The sequence below is a fragment of the Natronomonas sp. EA1 genome (assembly GCF_051195035.1).
GTDB lineage: Archaea > Halobacteriota > Halobacteria > Halobacteriales > Haloarculaceae > JBNTJV01.
Map to the genome: position 1 here is coordinate 20,611 of NZ_JBNTJV010000009.1, position 14,242 is coordinate 34,852.

10 protein-coding genes and 2 pseudogenes are annotated in these 14,242 nt (G+C 57.2%); 8 read left to right on the plus strand and 4 right to left on the minus strand.

The features are described from left to right. Nucleotides 1-13 precede the first annotated feature (13 nt). Nucleotides 14-1,144 carry a DUF4238 domain-containing protein gene (locus ACQUQR_RS17490; RefSeq protein WP_435197667.1) on the plus strand — a complete coding sequence of 377 codons (1,131 nt, stop codon included), beginning with the start codon at nucleotides 14-16 and terminating at the stop codon, nucleotides 1,142-1,144. Between the two features lie 255 nt (nucleotides 1,145-1,399). Continuing rightward, nucleotides 1,400-2,403: pseudogene (locus ACQUQR_RS17495) on the plus strand (IS630 family transposase). A 446-nt stretch (nucleotides 2,404-2,849) separates the two neighbouring features. On the opposite strand, the gene ACQUQR_RS17500 reads toward ACQUQR_RS17495, so the two are convergent. Next, nucleotides 2,850-3,146, minus strand: coding sequence for a hypothetical protein (locus ACQUQR_RS17500; protein ID WP_435197668.1), 297 nt, complete (start codon nucleotides 3,144-3,146; stop codon nucleotides 2,850-2,852). A gap of 449 nt (nucleotides 3,147-3,595) precedes the next feature. Between ACQUQR_RS17500 and ACQUQR_RS17505 the strand changes: the two genes are divergently transcribed. From ACQUQR_RS17505 to ACQUQR_RS17520, 4 genes are all read left to right on the plus strand, one after another. Further along, nucleotides 3,596-3,850 (plus strand): glutathione S-transferase N-terminal domain-containing protein, encoded by a 255-nt coding sequence (locus tag ACQUQR_RS17505; RefSeq protein ID WP_435197669.1) that lies wholly within the window; start codon nucleotides 3,596-3,598, stop codon nucleotides 3,848-3,850. Between the two features lie 646 nt (nucleotides 3,851-4,496). Further along, the gene (locus tag ACQUQR_RS17510; RefSeq protein ID WP_435065788.1) at nucleotides 4,497-6,239 is read left to right on the plus strand and encodes an L-lactate permease; all 1,743 of its coding nucleotides are present in this window, start codon (nucleotides 4,497-4,499) and stop codon (nucleotides 6,237-6,239) included. A 215-nt stretch (nucleotides 6,240-6,454) separates the two neighbouring features. After that, nucleotides 6,455-6,964, plus strand: coding sequence for an LUD domain-containing protein (locus ACQUQR_RS17515; RefSeq protein WP_435065787.1), 510 nt, complete (start codon nucleotides 6,455-6,457; stop codon nucleotides 6,962-6,964). Continuing rightward, on the plus strand, nucleotides 6,961-9,162 hold the full coding sequence (locus ACQUQR_RS17520; protein WP_435065785.1) for an LUD domain-containing protein: 2,202 nt from the start codon (nucleotides 6,961-6,963) through the stop codon (nucleotides 9,160-9,162). Before ACQUQR_RS17515 ends, ACQUQR_RS17520 begins: the two co-directional genes overlap by 4 nt. A gap of 93 nt (nucleotides 9,163-9,255) precedes the next feature. Here the strand turns inward: ACQUQR_RS17520 and ACQUQR_RS17525 are convergent, their stop codons facing one another. From ACQUQR_RS17525 to ACQUQR_RS17535, 3 genes are all read right to left on the minus strand, one after another. Further along, nucleotides 9,256-9,750, minus strand: coding sequence for a hypothetical protein (locus ACQUQR_RS17525; RefSeq protein ID WP_435197670.1), 495 nt, complete (start codon nucleotides 9,748-9,750; stop codon nucleotides 9,256-9,258). Further along, a complete protein-coding gene (locus ACQUQR_RS17530) occupies nucleotides 9,747-11,519 on the minus strand; it encodes an Nramp family divalent metal transporter (protein ID WP_435065782.1) in 1,773 nt (590 codons plus the stop codon). Before ACQUQR_RS17530 ends, ACQUQR_RS17525 begins: the two co-directional genes overlap by 4 nt. A 65-nt stretch (nucleotides 11,520-11,584) precedes the next feature. Beyond that, a complete protein-coding gene (locus ACQUQR_RS17535; protein ID WP_435197671.1) occupies nucleotides 11,585-12,160 on the minus strand; it encodes an ArsR family transcriptional regulator in 576 nt (191 codons plus the stop codon). Between the two features lie 368 nt (nucleotides 12,161-12,528). Here ACQUQR_RS17535 and ACQUQR_RS17540 point away from each other — a divergent pair. Together ACQUQR_RS17540 and ACQUQR_RS17545 are read left to right on the plus strand one after the other, a co-directional pair. Then, a pseudogene (locus tag ACQUQR_RS17540) lies at nucleotides 12,529-12,870 on the plus strand (ISNCY family transposase); the annotation flags it as partial. Between the two features lie 596 nt (nucleotides 12,871-13,466). Then, a complete protein-coding gene (locus tag ACQUQR_RS17545; RefSeq protein ID WP_435197672.1) occupies nucleotides 13,467-14,237 on the plus strand; it encodes an enoyl-CoA hydratase/isomerase family protein in 771 nt (256 codons plus the stop codon). Nucleotides 14,238-14,242 lie beyond the last annotated feature (5 nt).

Consider the following 14,242-nt stretch of genomic DNA (forward strand, 5'->3'; position numbering starts at 1 on the left):
GTTTCTTAATCAGATGGCCAACGAGCATATCGTTCCTCAAGCGTACCTCCAAAATTTTGCTCCGGATGGGGAGGGACTTATTTCTCGATATTCACTTCTTGACAAGCATGAGGGCGGTGACTATCATCCGCCACGAGACCGATATCCAATCAGAAAGGCGGCTTCCTACGAAAATTTCGCGGATGGCCTCTTGGAGGGCGGTGAGACGAACATCGCCGAACGAGAGATGATCAGCACTATCCGTGATATTCTGGACGGAGAAGTCCTATCGGCAAAGGATGTTCCCGGGGTCTCCTCGTTTATATCGTTTCAAACGACACGGAGTATTAATTCACGGCTCTACTACAGCGCCAAAGAGAGATTGCCACTTGATGAGTTCAATGAGGGCGTACAAGATTGGTTCTCCGCAATCTCATACAATACATCGGAAGGGCACACCCTTCTCCAATATATGGGATGGGTGCTAGTAGAAAATAAGACCGACCTCCCCTTCTTTACCTCTGACGAACCGGTAGTTGAGGCGCAAGCTAAGCAGTTTGACAACGTAGATACAACGACGAAAGAGCTGATCGGGAGACAGATTATTTGCCCGATCGGCCCGGATCACCTCTTGCTGTTACTGGACCCAAGTCTCTATGACGTAGATGGATTGTTATGGGAGCTTGAACCAGAAGAGGATATCCAGCAGCTTCCTGACGAGATGTTTACGAGAGTTGAGGTGGCGGACCGCGATGAGGTTTGGAAGTTCAATTTGCTTCAACCCCTGAATGCGTACCGGGAGATATTCGCTCCTGTTGGGAACGGTGAACGGTTAGAGCGGACAGTGAAGCGGCTTTGTTCTGCCTTTCCAGATGACGATTTCGTACGGGGGAATACACCGGACTTCGAGAAAATGCTTCGAGCCTACATAATTGCGGCTTCAGGTCCGAACTCACCGGAACAAAGAGAGTGGTATCTGAGGGAAGGGTCAGATATTATTTCGGCCCGTGGGAAGAAAGTCAAGGCACTCCAACAGTTCTCACATTCTATTTCGGTAATTAGCGATTTGGAGATGAAGAGCCCAGATGTCGAATACTGGGATGAGATTTTAGAGGTGATTGGTCAAGTCTCGTCTAAACAGTATTTGGATGCAGAATCGCTGTAACAAGCAGCGCCGGTGAAGCTACGGAAACGCTCTATGTCGCTCCCTGTGTTCAAAAGCGAGATTCTGACAGATACTGAGGAGTTCCTTGATTAACGTGATACATCCCCCTCTGTACTTACCGATCATCCCCAAATCAACCCTCAAATGAGGGAACAACAAAACTAGCCCTTCAAATTTCCAGACACGTTGAAGACTCTCCCAGTTGGACTATAGTAGACGTCAGAATTTTCTGCACGTAGAATCAAACGACGAGTAATGAATCATCTCAACGAGATTTCAGTCGAAGATCTTTAGCACGCACTTGACAAAGTTGACGGGAAGAAACCGATACAGCGGCTGTTAGCGGCGATTGCGTACAAGAACGGTGTCACGCAGACCGAACTTGCGGAGTAGTACGATGTGCAGCGACGGACGATCTACAGCTGGCTCAAGCGGCTCTTGTTTGAGCCGCTTGAGCAGGCTGTTCAGGACGATCATCGGTCAGGACGACCGCGCAAACTCACTGGACATCAACGAAAACAGTTAGAAGAAATACTTCATCAGCTACCGAGTGAAGCAGGAGTTGACGCGACGGCGTGGACGCTGGCGCTCCTCAGCGATTTCCTCGAAGACACGTTCGACGTTGACTACTCAATCCCGAGTTGTCGGCGGTTGACGAAAGAAGCGGGATTGAGTTACCAGAAGCCTCGTCGAACAGCTGCCGAAGCCGATCCCGAAGACTGAGACGAATTTCACGACGAGCTCAAAAAAAGCGGCGGGAAATGGACGCCACAGTAGTTTGCATCGATCAAACCAAGAAATCCGTACGAATTGAGCCGCGTGCCGCGTGGTTTCTGCACGGCATGCGTCCTTCGGTCGAATTCTCCGGCCAGCGTGACTGGACGTGCGTGCTCGGCGCGATCACCGAACACGGTGATCGCTTCTTTTCACGATTTGGGGAGTACGTGACGGCCAAGCACGCGAAGCACTTCACTCTCTTTCGCGTTGTGTGAAGAATTCCAATGAGATTTGATTGTCTACTCGATGGTGCACCGTACTTCTGGGCGTCGTCCGTCACGGACCTGACGGCCCGTGACGACCTCGCCCTGGTGAGAGTGCCAGCGTGCTCATCGGAGTTAAATTCGGTTGAAGAGTGCTGGAGACAACTGAAAGACGCTCTTGGCAACCGATCCTTTGACTCTCTGGACGAACTCAACGCCGCGATCGATGACGCACTCAGCAGAATCTCTGTCCCAGATGTGAGCAATTACTTTTGCTAACTACTATAGCATTGTAACGTGACTCCAGTAGTATCCTCGTAGGATTGAGGCGCTCCGACTTTGAGGGAAGACTCTCAGAACGTCTTCCTCTACTCACTGCTCACACCCTCAACAAGGAGATCGTCTCACACTTGTTGTGATTCCGTAACTGCAGGTTTCCTCGTTCAATGCGTTCTCTGTCCGTCTACTACAACCTGATCCGGCAAATCGTTCTCGCTTGTTAGTGCTCATGAACTCGCAAGCGAACAGCCGCCAACGAATTCGTTGGGTATTCTTAATGCCGCGAGATGGTCTAGTATGTTCAGGGTGAGAGAACAGGTTCCGTGTTTCGATGAGCACTCAACTGGACGTTGCACCCGTATCATCGATAATCCTGAATTTGGTCAGCTCCGTACTCAATCTACCGGAGACGGTGTGTGCGCTTTAGAGAGCGAATCGTGATTCATTCAGCGATGGGCCGTGTCAGTAGTCGCCAGCAGCTCATCAAGAAACGCAGTGAGGAGATCATCGAGATCGCGATCAGGATTGTTCACTGGTTCTTTCCAGAGTTCAACGTCAAACGCTCGTGCCACAGTTGCCCGGCCTTCGGTTACAATGACCATGATAATTGCACTTTGATAGATCACTATCGTTCGGTGCTCGTCAACTTCGAGATGCTCGATCGCAGCTGCATCAAGTGCTGTGAGTAGATCCGCCTGTTCGGCCAATGTACAGTGCTGCGCCACCTCGTTATCGCCCGTCATAGCAGTTGATACTATCCATACGTACAAGTATGTCCGGACAACGAGGCCTGTCAGAAACCGAGGTATGAACTATTCTGAGCAGAAGATACAGCGGTACGAGGCGAAAGCCGTGGGCTTTCGCCGTGGGAGAGAACCATCCCCATCCGATTCTGTGTTGTTAACGCCGGTAACGATGCTATGAAGACGACGAAAAGCGAGAATCCACTCCAGAGAAGAGCGTCCGTGAGAAAATTTTTCGGCTACTTCTAACATCGTAATTCCTACCATTTCCCAGCCGATAATGGCGTTTATTTGTTCGCTGGTCACGAGATCATTAACCACTACCACTGAAGGTTTTGTAGGAGGGTTGTCCGGTCCGACGGCTGAACGGGGGACGGGCTGAGGGGAGACGACTGCCTCAAGTCGGCCATGCCCGGTCGTTATCTGTCTGGCGTCCCTCCGCTCGACTGATGCTTGAGCTCTACCAAGCTGAGGGCTGTCCCTACTCCGAGAAGGCCCGTCAGAAGCTCTCTGAACTGGGCGTGTCATACATCATCCACAATCCCCGCACGCACGACGGGGAGACACTGAACAAGCAGACCCACGACGAACTGCTCGCACTCGGCGGTGAGGACCAGATTCCGTTTCTCGTCGACCACCAGCGTCAGGAGACGATGTACGAGAGCGACGACATCGTCGAGTATCTCGAAGAGCACTACGCGTGACGACCTGGCGTCTGGTCCGGCTGTCGCTCGCGACGGTGAGCGGCCGCCGATTCCGGGCGAGAGACCGTCCGACTGCCATCCACCGCTTGCGACGGTGGCCCGAAATGGGCTCCGAGAGTAAGGGGGAGAGAAGGCGACTGGTATGGCGGTGCTGTGACCGAGACCACTCAGGTGATCATAGCGTTCGGTCAGCGACGCCACAGCAAGCGCGCGCGAGAAAGGTGGTTTCATAGTAATTTGTTCGTTGCTCTTGGCTCACTCGGTCCACGGAATTCAATCATAAAGCCATTTCGAGCGTTTTAGGCCCGAATGCGCAGGATTGCACTCAACTGTACTGTTTTGTCGGCCCGCCTTTGAGGTATTTCAGTTAACTGCACCAACAGAGAAGGGATACACACAACTGAACTATCATCATTCGTCCCCAGCCACAATTTTCACAAAATTATTCAAGAAAATTGGCTCAGTCAGGTATGTGAAGCTGTTCTATCTCGTCTGTAACGCTCGGCTAAACTCGTCCCATGTGCTGAACGGTAGATGATTATAAATATAGAGTAGGAACAGGCCCGACTATGCCGCACAGGCAGTCACATCGACAGTCGGACAGTAGACGAACAACGCTATCGTCACGGTCCGGAGGTGGTATTCGATGGTAAGCGCTGGGCAGCTGATTCTAGCTGCACTCCCGCTACTGATCATCGCGTTCCTGATGGTCGGGCGGTACTGGTCAGCGACCCGGGCGATGCCAGTCGCATGGGTCACCGCAGCTGTCGTCGGGTATTTCAGCTGGAACATGACGCCACGGTGGATCGCCGCCGCGTCCATCGACGGGGCGATCACAGCTGTCAACATCCTGTATATCGTGTTTGGCGCAATTCTCGTGCTGTACACGCTCAAGCAAACGGGTGCGTTCGACGTCATCAACCGAGGGTTCACTTCGATCAGTGACGACCGACGCGTCCAGGTCGTCCTGCTCGTGTTCCTGATGGGGTCGTTCATCGAAGCAGCCGCTGGCTTCGGCACCCCGGCAGCCGTCGTTGGACCACTGCTCGTCGGCCTCGGTTTCCCGCCGCTGGCAGCCGTAGTGGTCGCACTGACCGGGAACCTAATGGCCATCACCTTCGGTGCCGTTGGAACGCCGCTCATCATCGGTCTCGAAGACGTTTTTAGGTCGTCAAGCACCATCTCGTCCGCGGTCGCACAGCAGGGAATGACCGTTTCGGAATGGGTCGCACAGATCGCTGTCTGGGCGGCAACATATCACGTCATTGTTGGGGTGTTACTCCCGTTCATCGGCGTGGCGATGATGACTCGGTTCTTCGGCGAGGAACGCTCGATCAAGCCGGCACTGGAGGTCCTCCCGCTGTGCCTATTCGCCTGGGCATCCTTCGCAGTGCCGTACTGGCTGACCGCCTACTTCCTCGGTCCGACGTTCCCCGGCCTGTTCGGAGCGATGGGCGGGATGCTCGCAACTGTCGGCGCGCTCAAGGCCGGCTACTTCCACCCCGACGAGGAGTGGGACTTCGGCCCTGAATCCCAGTGGCCCGAACACTGGGTCGGCGATATCGAGCCGGGCGAGACAACTACGGCCGACGAAGAAATGTCCGACCGCGACTCCACGATCGCAGCCGACGGCGGACAAGTCACGGCCAGCCACTCAATGTCGCTTGTCCGTGCGTGGACACCGTACGCGGTGCTCGCGGCGCTACTAGTCGTCACCCGCGTCATCGGTCCGGTAAAGAGCTTCCTTACCTCGACGCTTGTGTTACAGTGGCCGGATATCCTCGGTACTGGACTCACGAACGACTTCGCGGCGCTGTACCTACCTGGCGCCGTGTTCGTCGCCGTCCACCTGCTGACGATTCCGCTACACGGTATGGACCGCGAGGAGATCACCGCTGCTTGGACAGAAACCATCGAGAAGGTCACGCCTGCCGTCGTCGCGCTGCTGTTCGCCGTCGCGACGGTCCAGATAATGATTCAATCCGGTGAGAGTGCCGGTATCGACAGTATGCTGGTAGTTCTCTCCGAAGCGACCGCTGACACGGCGGGCGGCGTCTACCCATTCTTTGCGGCATTGGTCGGCGCATTCGGCGCGTTCCTCGCAGGATCGAACACGGTCAGCGATATCTTGTTCGGGACGTTCCAGTACAATGTCGCGGCCGACCTCGGTATCTCACGGACTATCCTTGTAGCCGCACAGGCAGTCGGTGGCGCAATCGGGAATCTCATTGCGGTCCACAACGTGGTAGCCGCGCTGGCGGTCGTCGGCCTCGTGGGCGAAGAGGGCCGGGTCATACGGCTTGAACTCATCCCGCTGGCGTATTACGCAACCGTGACAGGCATACTCGCGCTCCTGTTCTCGTACGTCATCGCCTCGGGAACGTTCTGAAACGATGTCCGGAGACATCCGCGGCCTGGTCAGCGATCCGACGCCAGCTAGCGAAGCAGCACTCGCTGGTTGGAGATATCGTCGACGCAGTCGCCGGCAGAGTGGAGGCGGTAATAGCGGTGGAGAGCGCGTGAGTGCGCGAATCAGCAAATTTACGCACACATCTCAGCGAGCATCAACTATAGTAGGCTCGAAGGCTATCTATCTACATACTGATGATTGAGACGCGTCCTATCCCAGAACGGTTTCTTGACCGCCTCACGGCCTACGACGTAGAATACACCGTCGCCGACCCGGAAGACGTGGAGACGGTCGTCGAGGACGTGGTCTCTCAACCCGCCGTTGGCGTCGAGTCCTCGACGGACGCCTACGGACTCCCCGATACCGTTTCAACGTCGTTCTCGCCGGCCGACCTCGAAGCCGCGGCAACGGGAGTCACGGAGGCCGTGCTCGGCATCGCTGAGTACGGGAGTATCGTTATCCCAACGACGACTAAAGGGATGGAACCGGTCAGTCTCTTCGCCGACGAGCACGTCGCGATACTGGATGCGAGCGATATCGTACCTGGGATGGAGGCAGCATTCGACCGCCTTGGAGATCAGCTTCGGACGGAAAGGACCAGCGCTATCATTGCCACCGGGCCGAGCGCGACGGCGGACATGGGAGCACTGGTCACCGGGGCCCACGGGCCGAAGTCGGTCCACGTAATCATCGTCAACCAATGACAGCGAATGCACGCAACACGAAGGCATCGCACATTAGACACATCCTCGAAACGGAGGGCAAGGCCGTCGCGGAGAACACGCAGGGGTTCAACCAGGGCCGGTACGACTCCGTAGCTAAGCTTGAATCCTACGAGGAACTGAAATCAGAGGCCCGAAATATCAAGGAAGACGCCATCAAGCGACTGCCGACCCTCATCAAGGACTTGCGTGAAACCGTCGAGGAAAACGGTGGAACATTATATTTAGCCGATAACGCGGCCGATGCAAACCGGTATGTCCGCTCGGTCGTTGAAGACCGAAACGCCGGGACAGTCGTCAAGAGCAAGTCGATGACCAGCGAGGAGATTGAGCTCAACGACGCTCTCGCGGAGACCGGCGCTCGGGTCGTCGAGACGGACCTTGGGGAGTGGGTCCTGCAGGTGGCCAACGAGGCTCCCTCCCATATCGTCGCACCGGCAATTCACAAGTCACGGGAGGCCATCGCTGACCTGTTCACCGAGCAGTTCGATCCTGATGATCAACCCGAAACCGCTGAAGATCTGACGATGTTCGCCCGGGAGAAACTGGCCGAGGACATCGCCGCGGCCGACGTCGGTGTTACGGGCGCGAATTTCATTACAGCCGATACCGGGACGATAGCGCTGGTCACCAGCGAAGGCAACGCCCGTAAGACCGTCACTGCCACCGATACCCATGTCGCCGTGGCAGGCGTCGAGAAGGTCGTCCCCTCCGTTGAAGACCTCCAGCCGTTCGTCGAACTCATCGGTCGCTCGGGGACCGGGCAAGACATCACCTCTTACATCTCGCTACTGACGCCCCCGGTCGATTCCCCGACGATGGACTTCGAAGCCGACGAATTCGGCTCGCCAGACGACCGCGAGTTTCACCTCGTACTCATCGACAACGGCCGGATGGCGATGCGCGAGGACGATGACTTACGGGAGACGCTGTACTGTATTCGCTGTTCGGCCTGTTCGAACTCCTGTGCCAACTTCCAGCAGGTCGGCGGCCACGTCTTCGGCGGCGAGACGTACTCCGGTGGAATCGCGACTGGCTGGGAGGCTGGCGTCGAGGGACTCGACACCGCCGCCGAGTTCAACGACCTCTGCACCGGCTGTTCGCGATGTGTGCCCGCCTGTCCGGTCGAGATAGATATCCCGTGGATAAACACGGTTGTCCGCGACCGCATCAATCGCGGCAAGGACGGCGAATTGGACTGGCTCGTCGATGGACTGGTACCCGACGAGGAGCCGTCTGGGCTGGATCCACAGAAGCGGCTGTTCGGCAACTTCGGGACGCTCGCCCGCCTCGGAAGCGCCACCGCACCGCTGTCGAACTGGCTGGCCAACACCGTGTCGTCACGGCTGGTTATGGAACGCCTACTTGGCGTCGACCGGCGGCGGGACCTGCCGGCGTTCCAGCGGGAGACGTTCCGTGCATGGGTCACCGGCCGACAGGGGCCAGCGGACCCGGAGCGAGAGGTCGTTCTCTTCCCGGACCTCTACACCAATTACGTGCACGTCGAACGCGGGAAGGCCACCGTCCGCGCACTCGAAGCCCTCAACGTCACCGTCCGCGTCCCTGACGTGGGTGGGTCTGGCCGCGCACCGCTCTCTCAGGGTATGATATCGACCGCCCGCGAGCGAGCCGAAGCGGTCGCCGACGCACTCGTCCCGCACGTCGAGGCAGGACGGGATGTGGTGGTCATCGAGCCCAGTGACCACGCTCTGTTCCAGCGTGAGTACGAAAAACTGCTCAACGAGGAGCAGTACCGGACGCTTGCGAACAACAGTTACGAAGTGTTCGAATACGTCTACGGCTGTCTGGAGAACGGCGCAGACATCGACACACTTCGGGACGGCGAGGGTGAGCGCGTCGCCTACCACAGCCACTGTCAGCAGCGGACACTGGGTGTCGAGCAGTACACGGAGTACATACTGGACCAGCTCGGGTTCGACGTCCTCACCTCCGACGTGGAGTGTTGTGGGATGGCCGGGAGTTTCGGCTACAAGCAGGAGTACTACGACGTGAGTATGGCCGTCGGCGAAGAGTTGGCCGACCAGTTCCGCGCGTCGAACGCGACCGACCGGACTGTCGTAGCCAGCGGTACCTCGTGTCTCGAACAGCTCGACGACCTGCTCGCCCGCCCGTCGAAACACCCGATCGAACTGATCGCACCGAGTAGCGACGATATGTGATAACGTCGAACGCTATTGGTTCGCATGACCTGTTGTCGCTGTGTTCTGTGACGGCCAAGCGGTCATCCCGGAAGTGGCCGACGACAGGTCGTATCAGTTCCGCCGCCCGCTCCGGCCGACGATCGGCAGTGCGTCACGTAACCCCATTCCGCTGACCAGCTGCACCGTCACGCTATGCGGCTCCACCACCGGCCGAAGCGCGTCGATGAACGCCGCTGGATCAATCGCTGCGTGGACGCGGGCGGTTACCGACGATCCAGCGGTGTGCCTGAGGACGATTTTCTCCCGGCCGAGCCATCCTCCGTCGTAGATTCGGATGTTCGTCAGGTCACTGTACGGTATCTCGATTATCCGTTCAGCGGCGTCCAGGGCCGCCGGCAAGCCGCCGTCTCGGACCGCCTCCGCGAACTCGGTGGCACGGCGCGCCGGCGTCCCGCCGACGAGCCCTACACCGGTGATATAGTCGTACTCGACGACCAGCGCGCGCATCTCGCAGAACAGGCAGTCGAGCAGCCGAAGTGGGTACGCCCCGCGCATGGCGAAGTGGAGATGGACAAAAACATCATCGGTCGCTGCCTCGCCGCTCACGGAAACCACCCTTGTCCAGCCTCAGAATCGGCAACGGTCCCCTCGCTTGCGAGTTTCGCCACTGTGACTCGATAGACGAGAAAGGCCTGCACGACGACGTATCCTGCCCACAGCAAATAACCACCGGGGCTGCTTCCAAGGATAGCCATCTCAACGGCGAACACCGAGATTCCGAGATTCGTGCTGAAGAACGTCCCCACCAATAGGACGCTGAAGTAACCGAAAAAGCCAGCCGCAAACCACATTGCGATGACTCGTCCCCACCCCGGCATTACGTGTTCGGGGAGCCTGACGGCGTTTATGTACTGGACGACAACGATGTAGGGCCACATGAGAAGTCCGGACATCGCGGCCCCGATGACGAGAATGCTGAATGCACCGATATTGACGGGGAGCAGAAGGATGAGGATACCCCACGCACAAAACGCGGTTAACAGTCCCCAGAACAGCTCCGGGAGCTGCCAGCCGATGTCCCGACCGTACAGTTCATAGATAATGTCGGAGCTGTTGCGGACGAACGACTCGACGATGGCGTACTCCGTGGTGAACAGCGCCAGGAAGAGCGTCGCATAGATGACCCAAGCGGCTACTGGCCCGACCGACGGAGCGATATCGACTAGCCACATGTCAACCGCGGTTCGGGTCGTTCCGGGCGCATGGGTCACAGCGATTGCGACTAACGCAGTCGTCGCGAGCACGAGCCCAGCGACGAACGTCAGCAGGTGTTCGAGTTGCGTGACCCGCCACCACCCGCGCCACCGTTCGAGATTCACTGCCGTCGGCGGGAAGGAGAAGCCGTTCTCGTGGACCGTCTCGGGGTCGTCACCGGCGAAGGGGTTCTTGATACGGCCCTGGTAGCGCCCCATCCCGTACCCCTTCTCGCGGACCCAGAGGCTCTGTGAGAGATTCAGATATCCGCCAGCACCCGCGAACGCGAGTCCGCCGAGCAAGATCGCGATCGTCCCGACCCGCGGTTGTTGACCGAACTCGGCCAGTTCGCCGGGGAGGCGAGCAAGCTCCGCAGACGAGCCGATAAGCGCGAACAGCACGAGTGCGAACGCGATCGACAGCCCGACCAGCAGTATCTGGAGTCGCTCGACGACGTTGTACATCAGCGGTGTCAGTTGATAGGTGAGCCAAACAAACACCATCAGTACGATTCCCAGTACACGCCACCCAGCGAGCTCGAAGCCAGCAAAGGCGATGGCTCCCAGTTCTAGACTCGCGGCACCGACCTTGGCCGCACTGGCAGCCCAGCCGGGCCAGCCCAAGCTTGCGAACCCTCCGAGCAAGAAACCAAACGGAACGAGGGGGTGGAGTCGTTCCATCGCACGAAAGACGCTCTCGCCTGTGGCTAGCGTCCAGCGCTGTATCTCCGTGTTAACGACGAACTGTGCGAGGACGCCGACGAGGAAAAGCCAGTACAGCGACCAGCCATAGCGGGCAACTAGTTGCGGCCAGAACAGCGTCTCGCCGCTCCCCAGCGAGGCTCCGAGCATGATCGCGCTTGGTCCGACGACGTACTTGAGTTTCGGGACCTTCGGCAGGTCGAGCGTCCTGAATCTGCCACCGGTCCCCGAATCGGGATGGGCGTCGGTCGCCGGCGACACCTCTAGGTTGTCGTATGCGACTGGCGTATACTCTGACGTGGGATAGCGATGTTCGTCACGCGATTCATAGACATCTGACGGCGCTGGTCCGTTCGTCTCAACCGTGTCCTCCGACACTGTCTCAGCCTCACGTTTCGTCCGTTCTCGGTCCCTACTCATTGATCAGTTTCTCCGCCTCGAAGCTGTTGTTTGGGTCTCTATCGCCCGGTATTCGACCATCTATCTCATCCTCCCACGTAGTGCCAGACGTGTTCACGGTCCTCGTTCACGTCGACGTTCGGCAGTTCTCTCAGCGCTGGCTCGATCGCCTCCCACCACTTATCTGCGGTCTTGTATCCGGCGGGGTGTTCCGGGAATACCTCAACGAGAAACTCCGACTCGGTTGCGTTGGGATTCCGGCTGAGATAGTCATACGCGGCTCTGAGCGCCTCGCGCCGCTTTTCGAGTGTCTCGCCGGATCCTGGGAGTTCGGCGTCCGCGATACCCGTATTGACTTCCGGGTCCCTGTATGTCTCGTGCTCCTTCGCAGAGTCATCGCGGGTGATGCCGGTCAGGGGCACCCACCATACCCGTCCGCGTGCCCCGACCTTCCGGGTAGCGAGCGTGTTCCGCTTGACGAGAGCGTTGAGCTTGTTGTGCGCCGTCCGTCGGGAACAGCCCAGCTCCTCCATTACGTCGTTGGCCGTTAGTGGCCGGGCTTGATCGGTTCGACCCTCAAAGACGGACAGAACGGACTCCAGTGGGAACTCTTGGCCGGAAGTGGACTCCCCAGCCATGGTACTGTCCGTCGTGTTACCCATATATACCGTGTTACACTCATGTGTAATGTGTTTTTGCCTATGTAGTCGTACGGTATTCGTATCGGTCTAAGGATTCAGATTCGAGTAAACCCTGACTAGGTTGGGGTGATTCTTTGGGAGTCATAGCACTACTCTGTCCACCTCCTCACGGACTTCACAAGTCGTGGAGAGACAGAGCCGTACGTTCGGAGTAGCGTCCGCCCCGATTGGAGGCTATCGAACCTCAATAGAAACCCTCGGGCGTGCTGAAACCGGTCTAATCAAAAGGATACCGACTGGAACTACCGCCCTGATTACTTCCAACTGGACCCATGAGCGAGTGCTTATTCGAGGCGACCCTCTCCAAGACCATTTTATGGGGCTAACTGTTTCTCTATGCGCCGAGTACGAGCGACGATGCCGACGGAAAGTTCGCGGTGTTCGTGACAAACCAAGACCATGTCGAGCTAGAGGAGATCAGGAATATCGTGAACGGGTACAATCAGCGGTGGGACATCGAGAATCAGTACAAATCGATCAAGAAGCTCATGCCAAAGACGTCGTCGACGGACTACCGACTTCGGTTCTGCAACTTCGCGCTGTCGACGCTGATCTACAACCTGTGGCGGGTGACGGACTATCTAATTAAGGTCGCGCTCGACGAGCCGATTCGGTCGCGGCCAGTGATCACGGCGAAGACTGTTCGTACGCGCTTGTTTGTAGGCTTATAAGCACGCCAAAAATGTGGGAGGTTCAACAGGTTCGGCATTTGGATTTCTACAAACCACCTGTTTGCTTATAGGTCGGATTTCGGCTACTGGGGTGTAGATTCATGCGCTGCTCGTGGGCTGACTGCCGAAGAGGTCGATATTGAGCAAGGCAACTATGCCAACGCTCCCTTGGAGATTCCCATCGCGTTGAACGTCTCGCTGACGGACAGTCAGATCCGGGTTGACCAACCGCACGCCACCTTCGAGGTATTCTCTCCTCAATTCCTGGACGACCGATTCGCAAACGGCAAGGCTGGTAGTCGTCTCGGAGCAGCCACATTTTGTAAAGCTGGGATGTTACTGTCGAACCTGAAGTCAGGCGGGTCGATTGCTCATGCATTACTGGGCTCGAAATATATATCGACAGTCTAAGTTTCGTAGGTGGCTATGCATGATGAATCGATCTAACCGACCTCAGCTTCACTAGTCCCTATCAAACCTCCATGAAACGGTAAAATCCACCGCCTTACAGCGATTCAACACAGCTGCCCGATTAGATAAAGCTCCCTCGCTATCGCGGTCTACGTTTTACCTTGTGGACCACCGTTGACAGCAGTATGCCAGTAGAGAGTGATGTGATCGCGGTAGAAATGAATGATAGTATAGCGGAAATTGTGCTAAATCGGCCCGAACAGAAAAATGCGCTGTCCCAGACGCTGGCCCGCGATCTCACCGAGGCAGTAGCGAACTTGAACGAGACGGACGTTCGAGCGGTCATCGTCCGAGGTGCGGAAAACACGTTCAGTGCTGGAGGTGATTTACAGCAATCACCGGACGAATTCATCGAGGAGGTTTCGGCATCGGTCGATGCAATCGAAAAGATTCACACATCACCGATTCCGTATATCGCCGCCATTGAGGGCGCAGCAGTCGGTGGTGGACTCGAACTGGCTCTCGCCTGCGACCTCCGTATTGCCGACGAGAACGCGAGCCTCGGACTGCCGGAAACGACGGTGGGAATATTTCCGTGCGCCGGAGGGACGCGGTTTCTCTCGCGTATAATCGGGACGGCGCGAGCAAAGGAACTTATGCTCACTGGCCGGTTAATCTCCGGAGAACAGGCGGCATCGTGGGGATTAGTGAACCGTGCCGTAGAACCTCCTGCCGTTATGGACACCGCTCACGAACTCACTAAGACTATCAGTTCGAACTCGCCGACAGGCATCGAGGCGACGCTTCGATCGACGAACGAAGCATTCAGCAGGCCGGTAATCGAGGGAATGCGGTGGGACGTAGACCTCGCTCGAACGGTCGCTGACCACCCTGATTTCCAAGAAGGAAAGCAGGCGTTCCTTGAGGGAAGGGATCCCGAGTTTCAGGATCGGTAGATTAG